This is a genomic window from Streptomyces xiamenensis, from assembly GCF_000993785.3.
GTDB lineage: Bacteria > Actinomycetota > Actinomycetes > Streptomycetales > Streptomycetaceae > Streptomyces > Streptomyces xiamenensis.
In genome coordinates this window covers 846,881-869,188 of the sequence record NZ_CP009922.3, presented here as the reverse complement: position 1 = coordinate 869,188, position 22,308 = coordinate 846,881, and the positions used below count along the sequence as shown (strand labels likewise).

17 protein-coding genes, 2 rRNA genes and 1 pseudogene are annotated in these 22,308 nt (G+C 70.6%); 13 read left to right on the top strand and 7 right to left on the bottom strand.

Annotation, left to right across the window (positions count from 1 at the left end; translation table 11 throughout):
• The first annotated feature begins 131 nt into the window (after positions 1-131).
• The 4 genes from SXIM_RS03870 to SXIM_RS03855 all read left to right on the top strand — a co-directional run bounded on the left by SXIM_RS03870 (position 132) and on the right by SXIM_RS03855 (position 5,349).
• Positions 132-3,254, top strand: a 23S ribosomal RNA gene (locus SXIM_RS03870).
• 93 nt (positions 3,255-3,347) lie between these two features.
• Positions 3,348-3,464 (top strand): 5S ribosomal RNA (gene rrf / locus SXIM_RS03865).
• 140 nt (positions 3,465-3,604) lie between these two features.
• A complete protein-coding gene (locus SXIM_RS28485; RefSeq protein ID WP_148236063.1) occupies positions 3,605-4,669 on the top strand; it encodes a hypothetical protein in 1,065 nt (354 codons plus the stop codon).
• Complete coding sequence (locus SXIM_RS03855; protein WP_234306778.1) at positions 4,666-5,349, top strand: hypothetical protein; 684 nt, start codon at positions 4,666-4,668, stop codon at positions 5,347-5,349. The genes SXIM_RS28485 and SXIM_RS03855 overlap by 4 nt, the downstream gene beginning before the upstream one ends.
• A gap of 60 nt (positions 5,350-5,409) precedes the next feature.
• Here SXIM_RS03855 and SXIM_RS03850 read toward each other — a convergent pair whose 3' ends face one another.
• Genes SXIM_RS03850 through SXIM_RS03840 form a run of 3 tightly spaced genes read right to left on the bottom strand, consistent with a single transcriptional unit; the run spans position 5,410 to position 9,192 of the window.
• Positions 5,410-7,227 carry an IucA/IucC family protein gene (locus SXIM_RS03850; protein ID WP_046722948.1) on the bottom strand — a complete coding sequence of 606 codons (1,818 nt, stop codon included), beginning with the start codon at positions 7,225-7,227 and terminating at the stop codon, positions 5,410-5,412.
• Positions 7,228-7,242: 15 nt separating this feature from the next.
• Positions 7,243-7,827, bottom strand: a complete 585-nt coding sequence (locus SXIM_RS03845) for a GNAT family N-acetyltransferase (protein ID WP_046722947.1) — start codon at positions 7,825-7,827, stop codon at positions 7,243-7,245.
• Positions 7,828-7,875: 48 nt separating this feature from the next.
• Complete coding sequence (locus tag SXIM_RS03840) at positions 7,876-9,192, bottom strand: DUF1015 family protein (RefSeq protein WP_043176951.1); 1,317 nt, start codon at positions 9,190-9,192, stop codon at positions 7,876-7,878.
• Positions 9,193-9,269: 77 nt separating this feature from the next.
• Here SXIM_RS03840 and SXIM_RS03835 point away from each other — a divergent pair, with 77 nt between their 5' ends.
• On the top strand, positions 9,270-10,337 hold the full coding sequence (locus SXIM_RS03835) for an HAD hydrolase-like protein (RefSeq protein WP_030728223.1): 1,068 nt from the start codon (positions 9,270-9,272) through the stop codon (positions 10,335-10,337).
• Positions 10,334-10,534, top strand: a pseudogene (locus SXIM_RS28785) (hypothetical protein); the annotation flags it as partial. The gene SXIM_RS03835 and the pseudogene SXIM_RS28785, both read left to right, overlap by 4 nt.
• Before the next feature lie 166 nt (positions 10,535-10,700).
• Here the strand turns inward: SXIM_RS28785 and SXIM_RS03825 are convergent.
• The gene (locus tag SXIM_RS03825; RefSeq protein ID WP_030728216.1) at positions 10,701-11,543 is read right to left on the bottom strand and encodes a siderophore-interacting protein; all 843 of its coding nucleotides are present in this window, start codon (positions 11,541-11,543) and stop codon (positions 10,701-10,703) included.
• A gap of 451 nt (positions 11,544-11,994) precedes the next feature.
• Here SXIM_RS03825 and SXIM_RS03820 point away from each other — a divergent pair, with 451 nt between their 5' ends.
• The 5 genes from SXIM_RS03820 (at position 11,995) to SXIM_RS03800 (ending at position 17,046) form a co-directional block, all read left to right on the top strand.
• On the top strand, positions 11,995-12,252 hold the full coding sequence (locus tag SXIM_RS03820) for a hypothetical protein (protein ID WP_046722946.1): 258 nt from the start codon (positions 11,995-11,997) through the stop codon (positions 12,250-12,252).
• A 7-nt stretch (positions 12,253-12,259) separates the two neighbouring features.
• Positions 12,260-13,081, top strand: coding sequence for a TlyA family RNA methyltransferase (locus SXIM_RS03815; RefSeq protein ID WP_030728210.1), 822 nt, complete (start codon positions 12,260-12,262; stop codon positions 13,079-13,081).
• Complete coding sequence (locus tag SXIM_RS03810; RefSeq protein ID WP_030728207.1) at positions 13,078-14,001, top strand: NAD kinase; 924 nt, start codon at positions 13,078-13,080, stop codon at positions 13,999-14,001. The genes SXIM_RS03815 and SXIM_RS03810 overlap by 4 nt, the downstream gene beginning before the upstream one ends.
• 41 nt (positions 14,002-14,042) lie before the next feature.
• Positions 14,043-15,830 carry a DNA repair protein RecN gene (gene recN / locus SXIM_RS03805; RefSeq protein ID WP_030728204.1) on the top strand — a complete coding sequence of 596 codons (1,788 nt, stop codon included), beginning with the start codon at positions 14,043-14,045 and terminating at the stop codon, positions 15,828-15,830.
• A 118-nt stretch (positions 15,831-15,948) separates the two neighbouring features.
• On the top strand, positions 15,949-17,046 hold the full coding sequence (locus SXIM_RS03800; RefSeq protein ID WP_030728201.1) for a glycosyltransferase family 4 protein: 1,098 nt from the start codon (positions 15,949-15,951) through the stop codon (positions 17,044-17,046).
• Between the two features lie 50 nt (positions 17,047-17,096).
• Here SXIM_RS03800 and SXIM_RS03795 read toward each other — a convergent pair whose 3' ends face one another.
• A complete protein-coding gene (locus tag SXIM_RS03795) occupies positions 17,097-17,603 on the bottom strand; it encodes an NUDIX domain-containing protein (RefSeq protein ID WP_030728199.1) in 507 nt (168 codons plus the stop codon).
• A gap of 50 nt (positions 17,604-17,653) precedes the next feature.
• Positions 17,654-18,688, bottom strand: coding sequence for a LacI family DNA-binding transcriptional regulator (locus tag SXIM_RS03790; RefSeq protein ID WP_030728196.1), 1,035 nt, complete (start codon positions 18,686-18,688; stop codon positions 17,654-17,656).
• A 153-nt stretch (positions 18,689-18,841) separates the two neighbouring features.
• Here SXIM_RS03790 and SXIM_RS03785 point away from each other — a divergent pair, with 153 nt between their 5' ends.
• Both SXIM_RS03785 and SXIM_RS03780 read left to right on the top strand, forming a co-directional pair.
• The gene (locus SXIM_RS03785; protein WP_053116077.1) at positions 18,842-19,051 is read left to right on the top strand and encodes a hypothetical protein; all 210 of its coding nucleotides are present in this window, start codon (positions 18,842-18,844) and stop codon (positions 19,049-19,051) included.
• Between the two features lie 5 nt (positions 19,052-19,056).
• Positions 19,057-20,232 carry a beta-1,3-glucanase family protein gene (locus SXIM_RS03780; RefSeq protein WP_030728191.1) on the top strand — a complete coding sequence of 392 codons (1,176 nt, stop codon included), beginning with the start codon at positions 19,057-19,059 and terminating at the stop codon, positions 20,230-20,232.
• An 87-nt stretch (positions 20,233-20,319) separates the two neighbouring features.
• On the opposite strand, the gene SXIM_RS03775 is transcribed toward SXIM_RS03780, so the two are convergent.
• Positions 20,320-22,131, bottom strand: coding sequence for a glycoside hydrolase family 15 protein (locus SXIM_RS03775; protein WP_030728189.1), 1,812 nt, complete (start codon positions 22,129-22,131; stop codon positions 20,320-20,322).
• Between the last annotated feature and the right edge of the window lie 177 nt (positions 22,132-22,308).

Genomic DNA, 22,308 nt, shown 5'->3' with positions numbered 1-22,308 from the left:
GCGGTGGTTTGCTCATGGGTGGAACATTGACTGCAACATTTGGTTCGCTGTTGGGTGTCTGAAGGTACGGCGGTTCTCCGCTGAATCTTCGGTTGTTGTTTGAGAATTGCACAGTGGACGCGAGCATCTGTGGCCAAGTTTTTAAGGGCGCACGGTGGATGCCTTGGTACCAGGAACCGATGAAGGACGTGGGAGGCCGCGATAGTCCCCGGGGAGTTGTCAACCTAGCTGTGATCCGGGGGTTTCCGAATGGGGAAACCCGGCAGTCGTTATGGGCTGTCACCCACTGCTGAATGTATAGGCGGTGTGGAGGGAACGCGGGGAAGTGAAACATCTCAGTACCCGCAGGAAGAGAAAACAACCGTGATTCCGGGAGTAGTGGTGAGCGAAACCGGAGGAGGCTAAACCGTATGTGTGTGATACCCGGCAGGGGTTGCGCATGCGGGGTTGTGGGAGCTTTTTTGATCGTTCTGCCGGACGGTCGGTGAGTAAGAAACTGTGTGGATAGGCGAAGGGCATGCGAAAGGCCCGGCGTAGAGGGTAAGACCCCCGTAGCTGAAATCTGCATGGCTCACTTAAAGGTTTCCCAAGTAGCATGGGGCCCGAGAAATCCTGTGTGAATCTGGCGGGACCACCCGTTAAGCCTAAATATTCCCTGGTGACCGATAGTGGATAGTACCGTGAGGGAATGGTGAAAAGTACCGCGGGAGCGGAGTGAAATAGTTCCTGAAACCGTGTGCCTACAAGCCGTGGGAGCGTCGTCATGCGCACTTGTGTGTATGGCCGTGACTGCGTGCCTTTTGAAGAATGAGCCTGCGAGTTTGCGGTGTGTTGCGAGGTTAACCCGTGTGGGGTAGCCGTAGCGAAAGCGAGTCCGAACAGGGCGACTCAGTAGCATGCCCTAGACCCGAAGCGGAGTGATCTAGCCATGGGCAGGGTGAAGCGAGGGTAAGACCTCGTGGAGGCCCGAACCCACCAGAGTTGAAAATCTGGGGGATGACCTGTGGTTAGGGGTGAAAGGCCAATCAAACTCCGTGATAGCTGGTTCTCCCCGAAATGCATTTAGGTGCAGCGTCGTGTGTTTCTTGCCGGAGGTAGAGCACTGGATAGGTGATGGGCCTTACCGGGTTACTGACCTTAGCCAAACTCCGAATGCCGGTAAGTGAGAGCGCGGCAGTGAGACTGTGGGGGATAAGCTCCATGGTCGAGAGGGAAACAGCCCAGAGCATCGACTAAGGCCCCTAAGCGTGTGCTAAGTGGGAAAGGATGTGGAGTCGCAGAGACAACCAGGAGGTTGGCTTAGAAGCAGCCACCCTTGAAAGAGTGCGTAATAGCTCACTGGTCGAGTGATTCTGCGCCGACAATGTAGCGGGGCTCAAGTACACCGCCGAAGTCGTGTCACTGCAACAATACTTCTAACGAAGGTTGTGGTGGGTAGGGGAGCGTCGTGTGCCGGGTGAAGCAGCCGTGGAAACGAGTTGTGGACGGTATGCGAGTGAGAATGCAGGCATGAGTAGCGATACAAGAGTGGGAAACTCTTGCGCCGATTGACTAAGGGTTCCTGGGTCAAGTTGATCTGCCCAGGGTAAGTCGGGGCCTAAGGCGAGGCCGACAGGCGTAGTCGATGGATAACCGGTTGATATTCCGGTACCCGTTGTGGAGCGCCAACGCTGAATCAGGCGATGCTAAGCCCGCGAAGCCGCCATCTGTCCCTTCGGGGGTGGGTGGAGTGGTGGAGTCGGTGGTCCAGACCTGTAGTAGGTGAGTGATGGGGTGACGCAGGAAGGTAGTCCAGCCCGGGCGGTGGTTGTCCCGGGGTAAGGGTGTGGCCCGTGGAGCAGGTAAATCCGTTCCACACGAGGGTGAGACCTGATGCCGAGCCGATTGTGGTGAAGTGGATGATCCTATGCTGTCGAGAAAAGCCTCTAGCGAGTTTCACAATGGCCCGTACCCTAAACCGACTCAGGTGGTCAGGTAGAGTATACCGAGGCGTTCGGGTGAACTATGGTTAAGGAACTCGGCAAAATGCCCCCGTAACTTCGGGAGAAGGGGGGCCATTTCTGGTGATGAGACTTGCTCTCTGAGCTGGGGGTGGCCGCAGAGACCAGCGAGAAGCGACTGTTTACTAAAAACACAGGTCCGTGCGAAGCTGTAAGGCGATGTATACGGACTGACGCCTGCCCGGTGCTGGAACGTTAAGGGGACCGGTTAGTCACATTTCGGTGTGGCGAAGCTGAGAACTTAAGCGCCAGTAAACGGCGGTGGTAACTATAACCATCCTAAGGTAGCGAAATTCCTTGTCGGGTAAGTTCCGACCTGCACGAATGGCGTAACGACTTCTTGACTGTCTCAACCATAGGCCCGGTGAAATTGCACTACGAGTAAAGATGCTCGTTTCGCGCAGCAGGACGGAAAGACCCCGGGACCTTTACTATAGCTTGATATTGGTGTTCGGTTCGGTTTGTGTAGGATAGGTGGGAGACTGTGAAGCCTGGACGCTAGTTCAGGTGGAGTCGTTGTTGAAATACCACTCTGATCGTGCTGGATGTCTAACCTGGGTCCGTGATCCGGATCGGGGACAGTGTCTGGTGGGTAGTTTAACTGGGGCGGTTGCCTCCTAAAGAGTAACGGAGGCGCCCAAAGGTTCCCTCAGCCTGGTTGGTCATCAGGTGGTGAGTGTAAGTGCACAAGGGAGCTTGACTGTGAGACTGGCAGGTCGAGCAGGTGCGAAAGCAGGGACTAGTGATCCGGCGGTGGTTTGTGGAAGCGCCGTCGCTCAACGGATAAAAGGTACCCCGGGGATAACAGGCTGATCTTCCCCAAGAGTCCGTATCGACGGGATGGTTTGGCACCTCGATGTCGGCTCGTCGCATCCTGGGGCTGGAGTTGGTCCCAAGGGTTGGGCTGTTCGCCCATTAAAGCGGTACGCGAGCTGGGTTTAGAACGTCGTGAGACAGTTCGGTCCCTATCCGCTGTGCGCGTTGGAGTCTTGAGAAGGGCTGTCCCTAGTACGAGAGGACCGGGACGGACGAACCTCTGGTGTGCCAGTTGTTCTGCCAAGGGCATGGCTGGTTGGCTACGTTCGGAAAGGATAACCGCTGAAAGCATCTAAGCGGGAAGCCTGCTTCGAGATGAGGACTCCCACCCACTTGATGGGGTAAGGCTCCCTGTAGACGACAGGGTTGATAGGCCAGATATGGAAGCCTCGTGAGAGGTGGAGTTGACTGGTACTAATAGGCCGAGGGCTTGTCCTCAGATGCTCGCGTCCACTGTGAATTTGTCTTAGACAACTATGATTTCTTCAAACTGAAAAGTGTGCTTGTTCACGCTGAGACGTTTGTAAGCGTTTCGGTGGTCATGGCGAAAGGGAAACGCCCGGTTACATTCCGAACCCGGAAGCTAAGCCTTTCAGCGCCGATGGTACTGCATGGGGGACCGTGTGGGAGAGTAGGTCGCCGCCGAACAATCTTTGAGAAGACCGGTTGGTCTTTCAGCACACTTGCTGAAAGACCAACCGGTCTTTTTTATTGCTCGTAGGAACAGGAGCTGTACCCCATGTCGTATTCACCCGAGGACCGATCTGAGAGGCGAGGACCCCGGCGTGATGACCGGCCTCGCCGTGATGGTGACCGGCCGGCGTTCCGGCGCGATGACCGCAGGGACGACCGTGACCGGCCCCGCCGCGATGACGCTCCGCGTCGTGAGGGAGAGCGCCCGCCTTTCCGGCGCGACGGTGACCGTCCCTCGTACCAGCGTGATGACCGTCCCCGCCGTGACGGCGACCGGCCGCCTTTCCGCCGTGACGACCGCCCGCCGTATCAGCGGGATGACCGGCCTCGCCGCGATGGCGACCGTCCCGCGTTCAAGCGTGATGACCGCCGCGATGACCGGCCGCGTCGTGACGGTGACCGGCCGGCCTTCCGTCGGGACGGTGACCGTCCCTCGTACCAGCGTGATGACCGTCCCCGCCGGGACGGTGACCGGCCTCCGTTCAAGCGTGATGACCGTCCCCGCCGGGACGGTGACCGGCCTTCGTATCAGCGGGATGAGCGTCCGCGTCGCGATGGCGACCGGCCTCCGTTCAAGCGTGATGACCGCCGTGATGAGCGTCCGCGTCGGGACGGGGATCGTCCGCCGTATCAGCGTGATGACCGGCCGCGTCGCGATGGTGACCGGCCGGCCTTCCGTCCGGACGGTGACCGTCCCTCGTACCAGCGTGATGACCGTCCCCGCCGTGACGGCGACCGGCCTCCGTTCCGCCGTGACGACCGTCCCCGCCGTGAGGGGGACCGGCCGCCTTTCCGGCGCGACGGTGACCGTCCCTCGTACCAGCGGGACGACCGCCCGCGTCGCGATGGCGACCGGCCTCCGTTCAAGCGTGATGACCGCCGCGATGACCGGCCGCGCCGTGACGGCGACCGGCCTCCGTTCAAGCGTGATGACCGTCCCCGCCGTGAGGGGGACCGGCCGCCTTTCCGGCGCGACGACCGCCGGGATGATCGGCGTGATGACCGCCGTGGTGGCGGGTTCCGGCGTGATGACCGGGGCGGGTCGCGTGGTGGCGGCGGCTACCGGGGGAGCGATGACCGGCGTGGGGGCGGCTTTCGGCGGGACGACCGCGGGCAGCGCGGACCGGCGCCGCGGAGGCTGTCGATCCCTGACGATGTGACCGGCGCCGAGATCGACCCCTCGGTGCGGCAGGAGCTGATGAGCCTGCCGAAGACCCTCGCCACCGATGTGGCGCGGAACCTGGTGATGTGCGCCCAGCTGCTGGACGAGGACCCCGAGCGCGCGTACGCGTACTCGCGGGTCGCGCTGCGGCTCGCCTCGCGGGTGGCCGCCGTGCGAGAGGCCGCGGGGTTCGCCTCGTACGCGGTGGAGAAGTACGCCGAGGCGCTCGCCGAGTTCCGGGCGGCGCGCCGGATGTCCGGGGCCGACCACCTGTGGCCGGTCATGGCCGACTGCGAGCGTGGGCTCGGGCGCCCGGAGCGGGCGCTGGCGATGGCCGGTGAACCCGAGGTGCGGCGGCTGGACAAGGCCGGCCAGGTCGAGATGCGGCTCGTCGCGGCCGGCGCCCGGCGGGACATGGGAGAGGCGGAGGCCGCCGTCGTCACGCTCCAGAGCCCCGAGCTGAACTCCAGCTCCACCCAGCCCTGGGTCGCCCGACTGCGGTACGCGTACGCGGACGCGCTGCTCGCGGTGGGGCGTGAGGCCGAGGCCCGCGACTGGTTCGCCAAGACGCTGGACGCGGACTCCGGCGGGATCACCAACGCCTCGGACCGGCTGGCCGAACTGGACGGGGTGGAGTTCGTGGACGCGCTCGATCCCGAGCTCGGCGAAGAGGACTGACCGCCACGTGTGACCGAAGCGGCGGGAGGGGATGCGTTCCCTCCCGCCGCTTCGTCGTGCTCAGGCGAATTTCGCGATCGGGTTGTCCAGGGTGCCGACGAACTGGAGGGCGGCCGAGGGGTCGGTCAGGTTGACCATCTGCTGGTTGTTGCGCAACTGGAGGCGGTTCAGGCAGGACAGCGCGAAGGTCTCCGTGAACAGGTCGTATCGCTTGAACCGGTCGGCCAGTTCGGGGTGCAGCTCCTGGTAGTCGCTGACGCAGCCGGCCACGGTCCCCCAGAAGGCGTCCTCCGTCAGCACGCCGGCCTCGGCCAGGGTGCTGTTGAGGAAGCGGAGGAAGCAGTCGAAGACATCCGTGAAGAGCGCGAGCGGCCGCTCCTCCTCGGGGATGTCCATCCTGATGCGCTCGATGCCGGCCGGGATCGGCGTCGCCGGGTCGAAGACCGCGATCTCCTCGGCGATGTCCTTCATGACGGCCCGCTCGGGGACGCCGTCGCGCAGCACCAGGATGACGTTCTCACCGTGCGGCATGTAGACCAGGCCGTACCGGTAGAAGCAGTGCAGCAGCGGCGCGAGGTAGGCGTCCAGGTAGCGGCGCAGCCACTCCTCGGGGGCCAGCCCGGAGTCCTTGATGAGCGTGGCGGCCAGCGCTTCGCCCCGGGCGTCCACATGCAGCAGGGACGCCATGGTGGCGAGGCGCTGACCGGGTTCCAGGGACGGTACCGGGCTCTCCCGCCACAGGGCGGCCAGCATCTTCAGGTACGGGGAACCCTTGGCGGCGACGCTCTCGTACTGGGGGTGGTGGTAGCCGATGGCGGCGCGTTCGCGCAGGATGCCGAAGCCCAGCGCGCGCAGCCGGGGGTCCGCGCTCACCAGGTCGTGCAGCCAGTCGTTGATGGCCGGTGTCACTTCCATGTAGGCGGCGGAGAGTCCGCGCAGAAAGCCCATGTTGAGGACGGACAGGGCGGTTTTCACGTAGTGCTTGCCGGGTGCGTCGGTGTTGAAGAAGGTACGGATCGACTGCTGGGCGCGGTAGCTGTCCTCGCCGGGGCCGAGGCACACGAGGTGCCGCTGGGCGACCTCGGCGGCGAAGGTGACGGAGATCCGGTTCCACCACTGCCAGGGGTGGACGGGGATGAGCCGGTAGTCGTCCGGTTCCAGGCCCTGCCCGGTGAGGTGTGCGGCGAAGGCGTCCCGTTCGGCGGGGGAGAGTTCGGCGGCGATCAGGTCCTCGTAGTCGATCCCCGCGCCGGCCGAGAAGGTGGTGAGGTCGCGGCGCGCGGCGAGCCATATCAGCCGGACGGGGGCGCCGGTCTCCGGCGCGTACGCGTGGTATTCGGCGGCGTCGAAGCCGAGGCGGCCGTTGTTGGCGACGAAGCAGGGGTGGCCCTCGGTCATGCCGGCTTCGATGGTCTGGAAGTCGGCGCGGGCCAGTTCGGCGGCGGAGGGACGGCGGATGGCCGGGTCGGTGCTGAGTTCTCCGGCCAGTTTGTGGGCGGCGCCCGCGAGCGTGCTGCTGATCTCTTCCAGGTAGACCGGCAGGATCGTGTCGCCCAGTCCGAGCGCGGTGCGCAGCTCGATGAAGAAGTCGAGTGCGGAGAGCGGAAGTTCGGTGCCGTCGCGGCGGTGGCGGGTGATGCTGTCGGCGTCGATCTGCCAGTGGTCCAGGGCACGGCGGCGGGCCGTGAAGCGGTAGATGACCGTGCCGTCGTCGGTGGGGACGGTGAAGTGGCCCGGGTGGTCCGGGTCCTCGGTGGGGGTGAGCAGCCGCTCGTGGGAGAACTCGGCGAGCGCCTTGCGTATCAGCCGGCGGCCGGCCTGCTCCCACAGCGCGGGGGTGAGGTGGGCGACGGCCTGGTGGGGGTCCTGGGGGTGCATGGCGGGGCGTGCTCCTTAGTCGGTGGCTGCCGGGTGCTGCCGGAGGGAAGCGGCCAGGTACTGGTCGCGGGTGCAGAAGCTCAGCAGGGCTTCCTTTCCGGGCAGTTCGACACGGGCGGCCACCTGGAAGCCGACGGCGGCGTTGAGGACGTGGACGGCGCGGTTGCGGGCGTCGGGCTCGACGACGACGCGCTGCGTGGCGGCGTCGCTGAACAGGAGTTCCATGACCGTGGTGATGACGGCGAGGGTGAAGCCGTGCCGGGGAGTGTCGGTGGGGGCGGTGAGGAAGTGCATGCCCACGTCGCCCTCCTGGACGGGGTAGACCTTGCCGACGGGCTCGTGGGCCGGGTCGTACCGCTCGGTCAGGAAGGCGGGGTTTCCGTCGTGCAGCCCGAGGTAGGCATGGTGTGCGGTGGACGCGGCGATGGTGTCGAAGTAGCCGCGCACCTGCTCCCGCGTGGTGTTCTGCATCAGCCAGAACGCCGATTTGGGGTGGGTGAGCCAGCTGTGCAGCAGTGGGGTGTCGGCGGCCGGGTCGACGGCGCGGACAGTGAACCGGCCGAGTGCGTCGTCGGTTCTGGTGAACAGGGTGGTGCTCATGCGGCTCCCGGGTGCGATGGGGCAACTCGGAAGTGAGGTTAGCCTAACCTAATTTTCTGGGGCAATGGGCCCTTGCTCCGGCTCCTCCTCCAGCGGGCGCAGCACCAGCCCCGAGGCCGGTTTGGGGCCGAAGGAGGTGGACTTGCGCGGCATCATGATGCCCGCCTCCGCCAGCGAACGAACCGTCTCCTCGGAGACCGGGCGCAGCAGTACTGCGGTGCCACCGGTGTCCAGGCCCTGGGCGAGCGCGGCGTCGGCCTCGTGCAGATAGCGGACGGCCCCCGGCCGGTCGGGGACGCCCCACACCGCCTCCAGCAAGGTGGTGTGCAGGACGGTGGCGTCCAGGGCCCGCCAGGCGGCGGGGCGGTGGGCCGGGATCGTACGCGCCAGCAGCGCCGGGTCGGGGCGGTCCAGCAGGTGGAGTTCGCCCGCGGCCGGGCCGGCCAGCAGGAAGGCGGTGCCCTCGGTGGCGGCGAGGGTGCGCAGGGCCTCCCCGGGCGGGGCGGTCAGCGGGCGTACGCGGAACGCCGCGGTGGCCCGTACCCGCTCCAGCGCCTGTGCGGCGGGGAGTTGGGGGAGCACCCGGTGGATGGCCTGGACCCGCAGCGGATGGCGGGCGGTGTTGACCAGCAGGACCAGGGTGCGGTCCCAGGGCGGTCGGCCGGCGTGTTCGTCGCGCAGCCGCAGCGCGGTGGCCCAGCGGTGGTGGCCGTCGCTGATCAGTGCGCGGTGCCGGCGCAGGGCGGTGCGCAGCCGGGCGAGGGTGTCCGGACCGGTCACCGCCCACAGCCGGTGTTCGATGCCGTCGGCGGTGCGGGTTGCCAGCAGCGGAGTGGTGCGGACGGTCTCCTCGATGACGGCGTCGGCGTCGTCGGGTTCCGCGGCCCGGTAGGAGAGCAGCAGGGGTTCGAGGTTGGTGCCGGTGGCGCGGGTGAGGGCGGCGCGGTCGGCGACCACGTCCGGCATGACGTCCTCGTGCGGCAGGACGGTCCCGGAGCCGGGCTCGGTCAGCCGCAGGGCGCCGATCACGCCGCGCTGGTGCACGGCGTGCGGGCCGCGTTGTTCGTACACGTACAGGGCGGACCGCGCGTCCTGGGTGAGGACGCCCTCGGCGCGCCAGTGGCGCAGCGTCCGGGCGGCGCGGCGGTGGCCCTCGGCAGGGTCGGCGGCCTGCGGAAGGATCAGGCGCACGATGTTGTACGGGTCGGCGGTGCGCAGTTCGTTCAGCCCGTCGGGGCGGACCACCACGTCGTACGGGGGCGAGGTGACGGCGGCCGGGTCGCTCACCCGCCCAGGGGCGTAACGCAGTCCCCGGAATGGGGCGAGATCCAGTCCGCCGGGGCCGGCGGGGACGTCGGAAGCCATCCCGGCATGCTATGCCGAATGCCCTTGTCCGGGGCAGATGGGGGCGATCGGCGGTGGTGGGGGATGATCGGGGTGTTATGGCTGATGACAGGGTTGAGACAAAGGTCAGGACGAGCCCGGCGGGGAGCGAGCGCGCGCTGTTCACGGCGTACGACACCGCGCTGCTGGACCTGGACGGGGTGGTGTACGCGGGCGGCGAGGCGCTGCCGCACGCGGTGGACTCGCTGCGGGCGGCGCGGGAGGGCGGGATGCGGCTGGCGTACGTCACCAACAACGCCTCCCGTACGCCGCGCACCGTGGCCGGGCATCTGACGGAACTCGGGGTGCCGGCCGAGGAGGCCGAGGTGGTGACCTCGGCGCAGGCGGTGGCGCGGGTGATCGCCGAGCGGCTGCCGTCGGGGGCGCGGGTGCTGTGCGTGGGGGGTGAGGGGCTGCGGGTGGCGCTGGCCGAGCGGGGGCTTCGGCCGGTCGCCTCGGCGGACGACGATCCGGTGGCGGTGGTGCAGGGGTACGGCGGTCCCGAACTCCCCTGGGGGGCGCTGGCGGAGGCGACGCTGGCGGTCAACAGGGGGCTGCCGTGGTTCGCGTCGAACACGGATCTGACGATCCCCAGCGGGCGGGGCATCGTGCCGGGCAACGGCGCGGCCGTAGAGGTCGTACGGATCGGGTCCGGGGGGCGGGTGGAGCCGGTGGTGGCCGGGAAGCCGCTGCCGCCGATGCACCGGGAGACGATTCTGCGGACGGGTGCCGAGCGGCCCCTGGTGGTGGGGGACCGGCTGGACACCGATATCGAGGGCGCGTTCAACGGGCGGGTGGACTCGCTGCTCGTGCTGACGGGCGTGACGGACGCCGCGGGCGCGGTGGCGGCCAGGCCCGAGCACCGGCCCACGTATGTGGCGGCGGATCTGCGCGACCTGCTGGTGGGGCAGCCCGCCGTGGTGGCGGAGCCGGGCACCGGCGGCGGGTTCGGGTGCGGCGGCTGGCGGGCGGTGGCCGGGGAGCGGGCGCTGGAGCTGACCGGGGGCGGGGACCCGGTGGACGCGCTGCGGGCGCTGTGCGCGGCCGGCTGGACGGCGGCCGGGGACGGTGCGTGTGGCCTCGACGTGCCGGCGGGTCTTGCCGGGCTGCTGGCCGACCGGCGGTGAGCCGGCGGACGGCGTGGCCCCGGCCGGCGGGGACCGAGCCGTTCGCGTGGTCCCTGCGGGCGGCCGGCGCGGGCGATGTCGGGCCGATCGCCGCACTGCGGGCTGTGGTGATGCGCGCGGACCTGGAACGGCTGGGGCGCTATGACGAGCACCGGGTGCGGCAGCGGCTGCGCGACGGCTTCTGTACGAGCGGCACGGGTTCACCGTGACCGGCCAGGGCTCCGTCGATGTGTTCATGCTGCGGCGGCCGTCGGCGCGGGACGAATGACGGGCGGTCCGGTACGGGTGTGGCGTGGCCCGCACCGGACCGCCCGGGTCGGCCGCTCGATCGGATCGGCCGGTCAGGTCGGGCGGTCGTGCCGGTCAGTCGTTGTCCTCGGCCTTGGCCGGGCCGGTGGAGATCTGGGCGATGAGGTCGTCCTCGGTGGTGCCCTTGCGCCAGTAGCCGGTGAACTTGATGCTCTTGCGGTCGATGCCCCGGTCGTCGACCAGGTGACGGCGCAGGGCGCGCACCGAGCCCGCCTCGCCGGCGATCCACGCGTAGGGGCGCCCGGCGGGCAGGTGGGTGGCGCGTACCGAGTCCAGCAGGGTGGTCTCGTCGTCGCGGACGATCCAGGTGATGTCGGCGTCGGCCTTGGTGCTCAGCTCCTGGCGGTCCTCGTGGTGGGCGACCTCCAGCCAGACCTTCGCGGGGATGCCGGGCGGCAGCCAGTCCAGGATGCCGGCGACGGCGGGCAGCGCCGTCTCGTCACCGGTGATGAGCATCCACTCGGCCTCGGGGGGCGGGCGGAAATCGACCGCGGCGTTGTCCTCCTCGACCGGGCCGAGGATGGCGATGGCGTCCCCGGGGGCGGCCTTCTCGGCCCACCGGGACGCCGGGCCGCCGTGTTCGCCGTGCAGGGCGAAGTCGATGTCCAGCTCGTCCGGGCCGCGGCGCTGCTCGCGGGCGGTGTAGGTGCGCATGATGCCGCGTTTGGCCGGGTCCATCTGCTGCCAGGCGGGCCACCAGCCCTGTCCGGCGTCCCGGGGGATGGCCACCTCGTGGTCGCCGGGCTGGGGCAGGAAGAGCTTGAAGCGCTGGTCGCGTCCTCCGCTGGCGAGCCGGCCGAGCCGGTCGCCGCCGAGGGTGACGCGGGTGAAGCTGGGGCTGAGCCGGGTCGTTCGGAGCACCTGGAGATCGAAGAACTCGAAGGGCGCGGCGGTCATGTGTCGTGTCCTCTCGTTTCGGTCGTGGGATTCAGCCCGGCGGGCGTGCGGTGGTGCGGTCCGTGGCCGTGGGCCTCCCGGCCGGCAGGCCCGGACGTGTTGCCGGCGCCCGGTCCGCCGCCCGCCCGGGGAGGCGGTGGCGCGACAGGAGCGCGGTGCGGGGCAGCGTCATAGGGGCCTGGTCTCTCGGGAAGCCGGAACAGAAGGTTAGGCTAACCTAACTTTCGCGTCGAGCGTGAGGGGCCCAGAGGGAGTTGCGAGTGACGGGGGAAGCGCTCACGGTGGCCGGTTCCGCGCCGGCGGCGCCCCAGGACCGTACGCGGGAGCCCCGCCCACCAACCCCGGGTCGGCCGCCCGCTCCCCGTGGCCGCTGTCCACCGAACGCCGGGCCGCAGGACCGTGAGAGTGGGGCGGCGGGGTTCGGGGGCGGGCAGGCGGTAGCGTCGGGCGCATGGATGAGTCCACGCCCACGCGGCAGCCGGAACCGGTCGAGGTGCCCCAGCAGGACGAGGGGCCGCGACCGCTGGGGATCGGGATCAGCACCACCGGGCACCCGGGTGTGGACGCCGTACTGGCCCGGCTGACCGACGCCGATCACCTCGCCGTCGGCGGTCATGGGGAGGTGTACGAGGATGTTCACCGCGGGCTGCGTGACACGCTGACCGCGCTCGATGTCCCGCACCCTCATCCCGTGACCCCCAGGAGCTGAGCCACCCGTGGCAGCGACCCGCCGACGCCTGTCCCGCCTCGACGCCGAACTGGTGCGGCGCAAGCTCGCCCGCTCGCGCGAGCACGCCAGGACGCTGATCGAGACCGGCCGGGTGTCGGTGGACGGTCTGGTGGCCGCCAAGCCCGCCACCCAGGTCGCCACCAGCGCGGCCCTGCTGGTGCGCGAGGACGCGGACGACCCCGGCTACGTCTCGCGCGGCGGCCACAAACTCGCGGGCGCGCTGGAGGCATTCACCCCGCTCGGGCTGCGCGTGGAGGGCCGCCGCGCGCTGGACGCCGGGGCCTCCACCGGCGGGTTCACCGATGTGCTGCTGCGGGCCGGCGCGGCCCATGTCATCGCCGTGGACGTGGGCTACGGGCAACTCGCCTGGTCGCTTCAGGCCGACGAGCGCGTCACCGTACAGGACCGGACAAATGTGCGGGAGATGACACTCGAACAAATTGGCGGGCGGCCGGCGGAACTGATCGTCGGTGATCTCTCGTTCATTCCCCTGGGACTGGTGCTGCCCGCCCTGATCGCCTGTGCCGCGCCGGACGCCGATCTGGTGCTGATGGTCAAACCGCAGTTCGAGGTCGGCAAGGAACGGCTCGGCAGCGGCGGCGTCGTGCGCAGCCCGCTGCTGCGCGCCGAGGCGGTCACCGCCGTCGCGGGACGAGCGGCGGAGCTGGGCCTCGGCGTGCGGGGCGTCACCGCCAGTCCACTGCCCGGACCCTCGGGCAACGTCGAATACTTCCTGTGGTTGCGCGCCGGCGCACCCGCACTCGACCCCGCCGATGTCGAACGCGCCGTGACGGAAGGGCCCCAGTGACCACCATCAACCCGCCGCGTACCGTCTTTCTGCTCGCCCACACCGGGCGGCCGGCCGCCGTGCGCAGCGCCGAACTCGTGGTGCGCGGGCTGCTGTCGCACGGAGTGGGGGTGCGGGTCCTGGCCGAGGAGGCCGCGGACCTGCCGATGCCCGGGCACGGCGCCTACGACGACCGCGTGGAGTGGGTGGAGGCCGGCCCCGGGGTGGCCGACGGCTGCGAACTGCTGATCGTGCTCGGCGGCGACGGCACCCTGCTGCGCGGCGCGGAACTCGCGCGGGCCTCGGGGGTGCCGATGCTCGGGGTGAACCTGGGCCGGGTCGGATTCCTCGCCGAGGCGGAGCGGGACGACCTGGACCAGGTCGTGGACCGGGTGGTCACCCGCGCCTACGAGGTCGAGGAGCGGATGACCCTCGATGTGCTGGTCAGCGACGACGGGCAGGTCATCCACCGGGACTGGGCGCTGAACGAGGCCTCGGTGGAGAAGGCCGCCCGCGAGCGGCTGCTGGAGGTCGTCATCGAGGTGGACGGCCGCCCGGTCTCCGGCTTCGGCGGGGACGGAGTGGTGTGCGCCACGCCCACCGGCTCCACCGCATACGCCTTCTCGGCCGGCGGACCGGTGGTGTGGCCCGAGGTCGAGGCACTGCTGATGGTGCCGATCAGCGCGCACGCGCTGTTCGCGAAGCCGCTGGTCACCGCGCCGGGATCGGTGCTCGCGGTGGAGGTGCGCCCGGACACCGGACCGGGTGTGCTGTGGTGCGACGGGCGGCGCACGGTCGAACTGCCCGCCGGTGCGCGGGTGGAGGTGCGGCGCGGTCTGGTGCCGGTCCGGCTGGCGCGGCTGCACCGGGCGCCGTTCACCGACCGGCTGGTGGCCAAGTTCGCCCTGCCGGTGGCCGGATGGCGCGGCGCTCCGCACTGATGTTCGACCCCGGGCGTCGCCACATCCCCCGATGACCTCGTATGGTCGTATCCGTGTTGGAGGAGATGCGGATCAAGGACCTGGGCGTGATCGACGACGCGATCGTCGAACTGTCCACCGGCTTCACCGCGGTGACCGGCGAGACCGGCGCCGGCAAGACCATGGTCGTCACCAGCCTCGGCCTGCTGCTGGGCGGCCGGGCGGACGCCGCGCTGGTGCGTGCCGGGGCCGCGGCGGCCGTCGTGGAGGGCCGCATCAGCCTGCCCCCCGGAGCGCCGGCCGCGCACCGCGCCGAGGAGGCCGGTGCCGAACTGGACGAGGGTGCGCTGCTCATCAGCCGCACCGTCTCCGCCGAGGGACGTTCCAGAGCGTACGTCGGCGGCAGGTCGGTGCCGGCCGGGCTGCTGACGGAGCTGGCCGACGAGCTCGTCGCGGTGCACGGCCAGACCGACCAGCAGGGGCTGCTGCGCCCGGCCCGGCAGCGCGAGGCGCTCGACCGGTACGCGGGCGAGGCCGTCGCCGTGCCGCTGGCCGGCTACCGCGAGGCGTACCGGCGGCTGCGTGATGTCTCCGCCGAGTTGTCGGAGCTGACCACGCTGGCCAGGGAACGGATCCAGGAGGCCGATCTGCTGCGCTTCGGCCTGGAGGAGATCGCCGCCGCCGAGCCGCGCCCCGGTGAGGACGGCGAACTCACCGCGGAGGCCGCGCGGCTCGGCCACGCCGAGGCGCTCGCCTCGGCCGCCGCCGTCGCGCACGGCGCGCTGGCGGGCGACCCCGCCGACCCGGCGGGCGTGGACGCCGGGGTGCTGGTCGGCGGCGCGCACCGGGCGCTGGAGGCGGTGCGCGGCCACGACGCCGAGCTGGCCGAGCTCGCCGACCGGCTGGCCGAGGTGCACATCCTGCTCACCGACGTGGCGGGTGAACTCGCCTCCTACGCCGACGGCCTGGACGCCGACCCGCTGCGGCTCGCCGCCGTCGAGGAGCGGCGCGCGACCCTGGCGCACCTGATCCGCAAGTACGGCGGCGGTCCCGAGGAGACGGCGGCGGGCGACGGTTGCTCGGCGCTGCTGGTGTGGGCCGAGGGCAGCGCCGCCCGGCTCGCCGAGCTGGAGGGCGACGACGAGCGGATCGAGGAGCTGACCGCCGAGCGTGATGCCCTGCGCTCCGAGCTGAGCGTGCTCGCGCAGACCCTCAGCGACGCCAGGGCGGAGGCCGCCAAGCGGTTCGGGGAGGCCGTCACCGACGAGCTGACCCAGCTGGCGATGGCGCACGCCCGGATCGAGGTCGCGCTGCGGCACACCGAGGCCGCGCTGCCCGCCGAGGGCATCGAGGTCGGCGGCCGCACCGTGGCGTACGGGCCGCACGGGGTGGACGAGGTCGAGCTGCTGCTGGCCCCGCACCCCGGGGCCACGGCCAGGCCGATCGCCAAGGGCGCCTCCGGGGGTGAGCTGTCGCGGGTGATGCTGGCCATCGAGGTGGTCTTCGCGGGGTCGGCACCGGTGCCCACCTATCTCTTCGACGAGGTGGACGCCGGGGTGGGCGGCAAGGCGGCCGTCGAGATCGGCCGCCGGCTGGCGAAGCTGGCGGACTCCGCGCAGGTGGTGGTCGTCACACACCTGCCGCAGGTCGCGGCCTTCGCGGACCGGCATCTGGTGGTGGAGAAGACCAACGACGGATCGGTCACCCGCAGCGGCGTGCAGTCCGTGCACGGCGAGGGCCGGGTACGGGAGTTGTCCCGGATGCTGGCGGGGCAGGAGGACTCCGCGCTCGCCCGCGCGCACGCCGAGGAGCTGCTGGCCACCGCAGCCCGGCTGGGACGCCGCCGGTAGTCCAGGAGAGTGGCGCGCGCTACCGCGATGCCGTCGCGAGCTGGCATTCTGGACGCCCCGCGCGGTGTGTGACCGCGAAGTGACCCAGCACACAGTCGAGGAGAGGAGCGTGCCGGCCATGCCCGTCGTGCCGCCAGTGGCCGGACGTGCCCCGCAGCTGCATGTGGTCCAGCTGCTCGGCGGGGGCAGTGCCGGCACGGGGGCGCATGTGCGCTCGCTGGCGGCGGGGCTCGACGCCCGGGGCGTGCGCGTGACGGTATGCGCCTCTCAGTACGCCGAGCGCCGTTACGACTTCGCCGGCACCGGCGCCCGCTTCATCCCGCTCCCGGTACGGGCCCAGGCGGATGCCGTCCGCACCCTGCGGGCGATCTGCTGCGACGCGGACCTGGTGCACGCCCACGGCATGCGGGCCGGTCTGGTCGCCGCGCTGGCACTGCGGCGCCGCGCGGTCCCGCTCGTGGTCACCTGGCACGCCCGCCCCGGCGACCAGGGCGTACGGGAGCGGCTGCGCCGGCTGACCGAACGCTGGGTGGCACGCGCCGCCTCCGTGGTGCTGGGCGCCACCTCCGACCTGGTGGACCGGGCCCGACGGCGCGGGGCGCGTGACGCCCGGCTGTCGCCGGTGGCGCTGCCCGCGCAGCGCACCGGGCGCAGCGGTGAGGGCGAGCCGCACAAGGTACGGGCGGAGCTGGGCGTCGTCGACCGGCCGCTGCTGATCGCCGAACAGGGCCACGACCTGCTGCTGGCCGCCGCGCGCGGCTGGCGCGGTCTTGACCCGCAGCCGCTGCTGGTGATGGCGGGGGAGGGGCCGCAGCGCGGCGCCTGGCAGCGGCGCATCGAACGCGAGGGCCTGCCGGTGCGGCTGCTGGAGCGCGCCCAGGACGTGCGGCGGCTGCTTCCGGTGGCCGACGTGGCGCTCGCCGCGCCGCGCTGGGAGGCCAGGCCGCAGCTGGCGCAGGAGGCGCTGCGCGGCGGGGTGCCGCTGGTGGCGACGGCGGTGGGCGGCGTACCGGAGCTGGTGGGTGACGCGGCGGTGCTCATCCCCTACGGCAACCCGGGGGCGCTGGCGAGCGCGGTGCGCACCCTGCTGGAGAACCCGGACCACCGGGCGGCCCTGACGCTGGCGGGCCGTGCCAGGGCCCGTTCCTGGCCGACGGAGGACACCACGGTGGCGCAGGTGCTGAGCGTCTACGACGAGCTGTCCGGCGCCCGCTAGCGGGCGTGCCGGTACCCGGCGGCGGCCGGCTCGCGGCCCGGCCGCCCGGGTCAGTGGTGCCAGGGGAGAACGACCGGGGTGGGCGGCACCCGGCCGGCGGCCAGATCGGCGGCCAGGTCCGCCAGGCCCAGAGGGTGGACGGTTTCGGTGGTCACCGCCAGCTCCCCGACCGGCCACCAGCGGTGCCCCGCGAGGTGCCGGGTCTCGTGAGCCTCCTGGCCGCCCATCTCCACATGGTGCGCCGTGACCCCGAGGTGGAAGAAATCGTCCTGGAAGACGCCCCTGGCCCAGCCGAGGTCCGCGTACCCGGATGTCTCGGCGATCTTCGGCCCCAGGTCCCGCGGCCGTACGGCCAGACCCGTCTCCTCGCGCAGTTCTCTGGCTGCCGCCGCGGCCGGGGTCTCGCCGTCCCGCACTCCGCCGCCGGGCGTGTGCCAGCGGTGCCCGGCCTCCGGCATCCCCGGACGGTCGAGGGACTTCCACAGCAGCACCCGGTGCGCGCCGTCGATCAGGATCACCCGGGCGGAACGGTGGCGGCTCGCCTCGGCTTCGGACATCCCCGCAGACTACCCGTGGGGGCCGGAGGGCCGCGGGAGTGCCGCCGCCCCTAAGTCGAGGCGCGCACCACCAGTTCGGCGGGGGTGATCACCGGGGCCGGCGGGGCGGTTCCGGCCTCCGGTGCGGGGGTCAGCCGGCGGAGCAGGAGTTCGGCCATCAGACGGCCCATCAGCTGCACGTCCTGACGGACCGTGGTCAGGGCGGGTTCGGCCCAGGCGGCCGGTTCCAGATCGTCGTAGCCGGCCACCGCCACGTCCCGCGGCACCCGCAGGCCGTGCCGGCGCAGCGTGCGCAGCGCGCCGGTGGCCATCAGGTCGTTGCCCGCGAAGACCGCGTCCAGATCGGGGGAGCTCTCCAGCAGCCGCGCCATCGCCGCCTCCCCGCCCTCCGCGGTGAAATCACCGTGCGCCAGCAGCGCCGGGTCGGGCGCGGTCCGGCCGAGCGCGTCCAGGTACCCGGCGAGCCGGTCCTGCGCCGCAGTCTGGTCCAGCGGTCCGGTGATGACGGCGATCCGTCGCCGGCCGCGCGCCAGCAGGTGCTCCGCCGCCTGCCGTGCCCCGTCGCGGTTGTCCGTGTCCACGTACAGCAGTCCGGTTTCCCGCTCGGCGCCCGGCCAGCCGGGGCGCCCGCCGAAGACCGTCGGCAGTCCGCAGGACCGGGCCAGCGCCGGCAGCGGCTCGTCGTTGTGCAGCGAGAACATCAGTACGCCGTCCACGTGGCCGCCCGCCAGATAGCGGCCGATGCGGTCGTCGTCGCCCGGCCGCTCCACCAGCATGAGCAGCAGCTGGGTGTCGTGGGCGGCGAGTTCGCGGCCGATGCCGCGCAACTGCTGGGCGAAGAAGGGGTCGGCGAAGACCCGCGCCTCCGGTTCGGCGATCACCACGCCCACAGCGCCGGTACGGCGGGTGACCAGGGAGCGGGCCGCGCTGTTGGGCACGTACCCGAGCGCCGCCACCGACCGCCGGACCCGCTCGCGCAACTCGGCCCGTACGCCGGGCGTTCCGTTGACCACCCGGGAGACGGTGGCGCGCGAGACGCCCGCGTGGGCGGCGACGGCTTCGAGCGTGGGGTGGTGTGCTGACACTTAGGACCCTCTTAAGTCGCGGGCCCTTGACCGTACCGCCCGCCCCCGGCAATGTGCTGGACAACGCCTGAGAGCGCTCTCACAAGCTCCCCCCACGGGACCCGTCCGATGCAACACCGCACCCCCACACGGAAGATGTGCACTGTCATGAGCATGAAACAAGCAAGGTGGCTCGCGGCCGGGGCCGCCGCCGTCACCGCGCCGGCGGCCTCCGCCGCCGTCCTGCTGCCGACCGCGAGCGCCCAGGAGCCCGGCACCCTCGCCGAGGTCTGGCGCGCCGGCTTCCCCACCCCCACCGCGGCCACCGAGCCCGGTCATTCCCTGCTCGTCGACAATGTCTCCGTCCAGATCGGTGAGGTGTGATCCCGATGGTCAACCGCAGGAACCTGCTCAAGGGCGCCGCCGCCGGCGCCATCGCCGTCCCGGCCGCCGGACTGCTCGCCACCCGGGCCTTCGGCGGCACGGACACCGCCGTCGCACCGCCCTCGGCCGCCGCCACCCTCCCCGTGCACATCGTCAACAACACGGGGGAATGGGCCAACAGTTCGGTGTACCTGTACGTCGTCGGCAACGTCGACGGCCGTCAGGTACGGCTCACCCCGGACGGCGCGCTCGCCCCGATCTCGCTCGACGACAACGGCCCGGACGGCTTCACCGACTACGCCATCCCGCTGGCCGGCTCCGGCACCACCACCCTGCACCTGCCGTACATGTCGGGCCGGATCTACACGGCGCTGGGCGCCAAGCTGAAGTTCAAGGCGGTGGCGGACGGCAACGGCGCCCCGGCGCTGGCCTACCCGGCGGGCTGGGTGCCCACCGACCCCAACTACGACGTGCTGCACGACTGCGCCGAGTTCACGTACAACGCGGACGGCATGTTCTGCAACGTCACCATGGTCGACATGTTCAGCGTCCCGCTGGACGTCCGGCTCCAGGGCACCGCCGACCAGACCGCGGGGGTGCTCAAGCCCGGTGGCCGGCAGCAGATCTTCACCGAGGTCGGCCGGAACGACACGTACGCGCCGCTGGTGATCGGCGACCGCCGGGTGCTGGCCCCCAGCCACGGCCTGGACGCCGGGCTCTTCCCCAGTGGCTACTTCGACGCGTACATCGACCGGATCTGGGGCGAGGGCCACCAGCTGAACGTCCGCACGAACGAGGGCTACTTCACCGGCCGGGGCAGTGGCGGGCGGCTGGTCTTCAACGGCCCCGCCGAGGTGGCGTTCGACCGCCCCACCACCCGCGACGTGCTGTTCTGCGACGGCGCCCTGCACGCCCCCAACGACGGGATGCGCGGCCCGGTGGCCGCCATCCTGGGCGCCGCGCTCAACCGCACCACCGCGCACAGCCACATCGAGCAGCCGGTCACCGACGCCGCCGCGTTCTACCAGGGCGACGTCACCCACCACTACGCCAAGGCGCTGCACGCCGCCATGGAGGACGGGCGGGCCTACGGCTTCGCCTTCGACGACGTCGCCGACTTCGCGTCCTACATCCAGGACCACGCGCCGCAGCAGTTCACGCTCACCCTCAGCCCCTTCTGAGGCGAAGGACCACGCGTCCCCCCAACCGCCGGTGGCCGCCCCTGACTCCGAGTCGGGGCGGCCACCGGTGCGGTATGCGGGCGGGCGTCAGCCGCCGTACGCGCCCGATGCGGTCAGCCGCAGCGCCGTGTCGATCAGCGGCACGTGCGAGAACGCCTGCGGGAAGTTCCCCACCTGGCGCTGCCGGCGCGGGTCCCACTCCTCGGCCAGCAGACCGAGGTCGTTGCGCAGCGACAGCAGCCGCTCGAACAGCTTGCGGGCCTCGTCCACCCGGCCGATCATCGCCAGGTCGTCCGCCATCCAGAACGAGCAGGCCAGGAACGCGCCCTCGTCGCCCTCCAGACCGTCGACACCCGCCTCGTCACCGGCGGTCGGGTAGCGCAGGATGAAGCCGTCCAGGGTGGACAGCTCGCGCTGGATCGCCTCGATGGTGCCGATGACGCGCTTGTCGTCGGGCGGCAGGAAGCCCATCTGCGGGATCAGCAGCAGGGAGGCGTCCAGTTCCTGCGAACCGTAGGACTGGGTGAAGGTGTTGCGTTCCTTGTCGTAGCCGTGCTCGCACACGTCGCGGTGGATCTCGTCGCGCAGATCGCGCCACCGCTCCAGGGGGCCGTCCACCTCGCCCGACTCGATGAGCTTGACGGTGCGGTCCACCGCGACCCAGGCCATCACCTTCGAGTGCACGAAGTGGCGGCGCGGACCGCGCACCTCCCAGATGCCCTCGTCCGGCTCGTTCCAGTGGTCCTCCAGGTAGCGGATGAGCTTCAGCTGGAGAAGATTGGCGTGATCGTTGCGGGCCAGGCCGGTCATGTGGCCCAGATGCAGCGCCTCGGTCACCTCGCCGTAGACGTCCAGCTGGAGCTGGCCGGCCGCGCCGTTGCCGATCCGGACCGGCTGCGAGTTCTCGTAACCGGGCAGCCAGCTCAGCTCGGCCTCCGCCAGCTCCCGCTCGCCCGCCACCCCGTACATGATCTGGAGGTTCTCCGGGTCGCCGGCCACCGCGCGCAGCAGCCACTCGCGCCAGGCCCGGGCCTCCTCGTGGTAGCCGGTGCGCAGCAGCGAGGAGAGCGTGATCGCCGCGTCCCGCAGCCAGGTGTAGCGGTAGTCCCAGTTGCGCGAGCCGCCGATCTCCTCGGGCAGCGAGGTGGTGGGCGCCGCGACGATGCCGCCGGTGGGCGCGTACGTGAGGGCCTTGAGGGTGATCAGTGAGCGGACCACCGCCTCGCGGTAGGGACCGTGGTACGTGCAGTGGCTGACCCAGTCGCGCCAGAACTCCTCGGTGGCGGCGAGCGCCTCCTCGGGCTGCGGCACCGCGGGCGGCTCCTTGTGCGAGGGCTGCCAGCTGATGGTGAACGCGATCCGGTCGCCGGGGGCGACCGTGAAGTCGGAGTAGGTGGTGAGGTTCTTGCCGTACGTCTCGGCCGAGGTGTCCAGCCACACCGAGTCGGGCCCGGCGACGGCGACCGTACGGTCGTCGACCTTGTGCACCCACGGCACCACCCAGCCGTAGGAGAACCGCATCCGCAGCGCCGAACGCATCGGCACCCGGCCGCTGACGCCCTCCACGATCCGCACCAGCTGCGGGGCGCTGTCGTCGCGCGGCGGCATGAAGTCGGTCACACGCACGGTGCCGCGCGTGGTGTCCCACTCGGACTCCAGGATGAGCGAATCGCCCACGTAACGGCGCCGGGTGGCGGGCGGAGGCGGCACGTCCTTGCCGTGCGCGGGCCCGATGCGCCAGAAACCGTGCTCATCCGTGCCGAGCAGGCCGGCGAAGACCGCGTGCGAGTCGAAACGGGGCAGACACAGCCAATCGGCCGAGCCGTCCCGGCAAACGAGGGCGGCGGTCTGCATGTCGCCGATGAGTGCGTAATCCTCGATGCGCCCGGCCACTTGCATCTCCAGTCGAACGGTGGGGCAGCCCCGTGGGACGTGCGTGATGTACGTCGCTCAATTGAGCGTCCGAGCAATATACGACGCCTCGCGGGTCCTCGCGCGCCATCCGTGTACCGCCCGGCTACAGCCCGCTCACTGATACGCTGGTAGCCCGTGGAGCGGAGGGCAGCAGGACCCCCG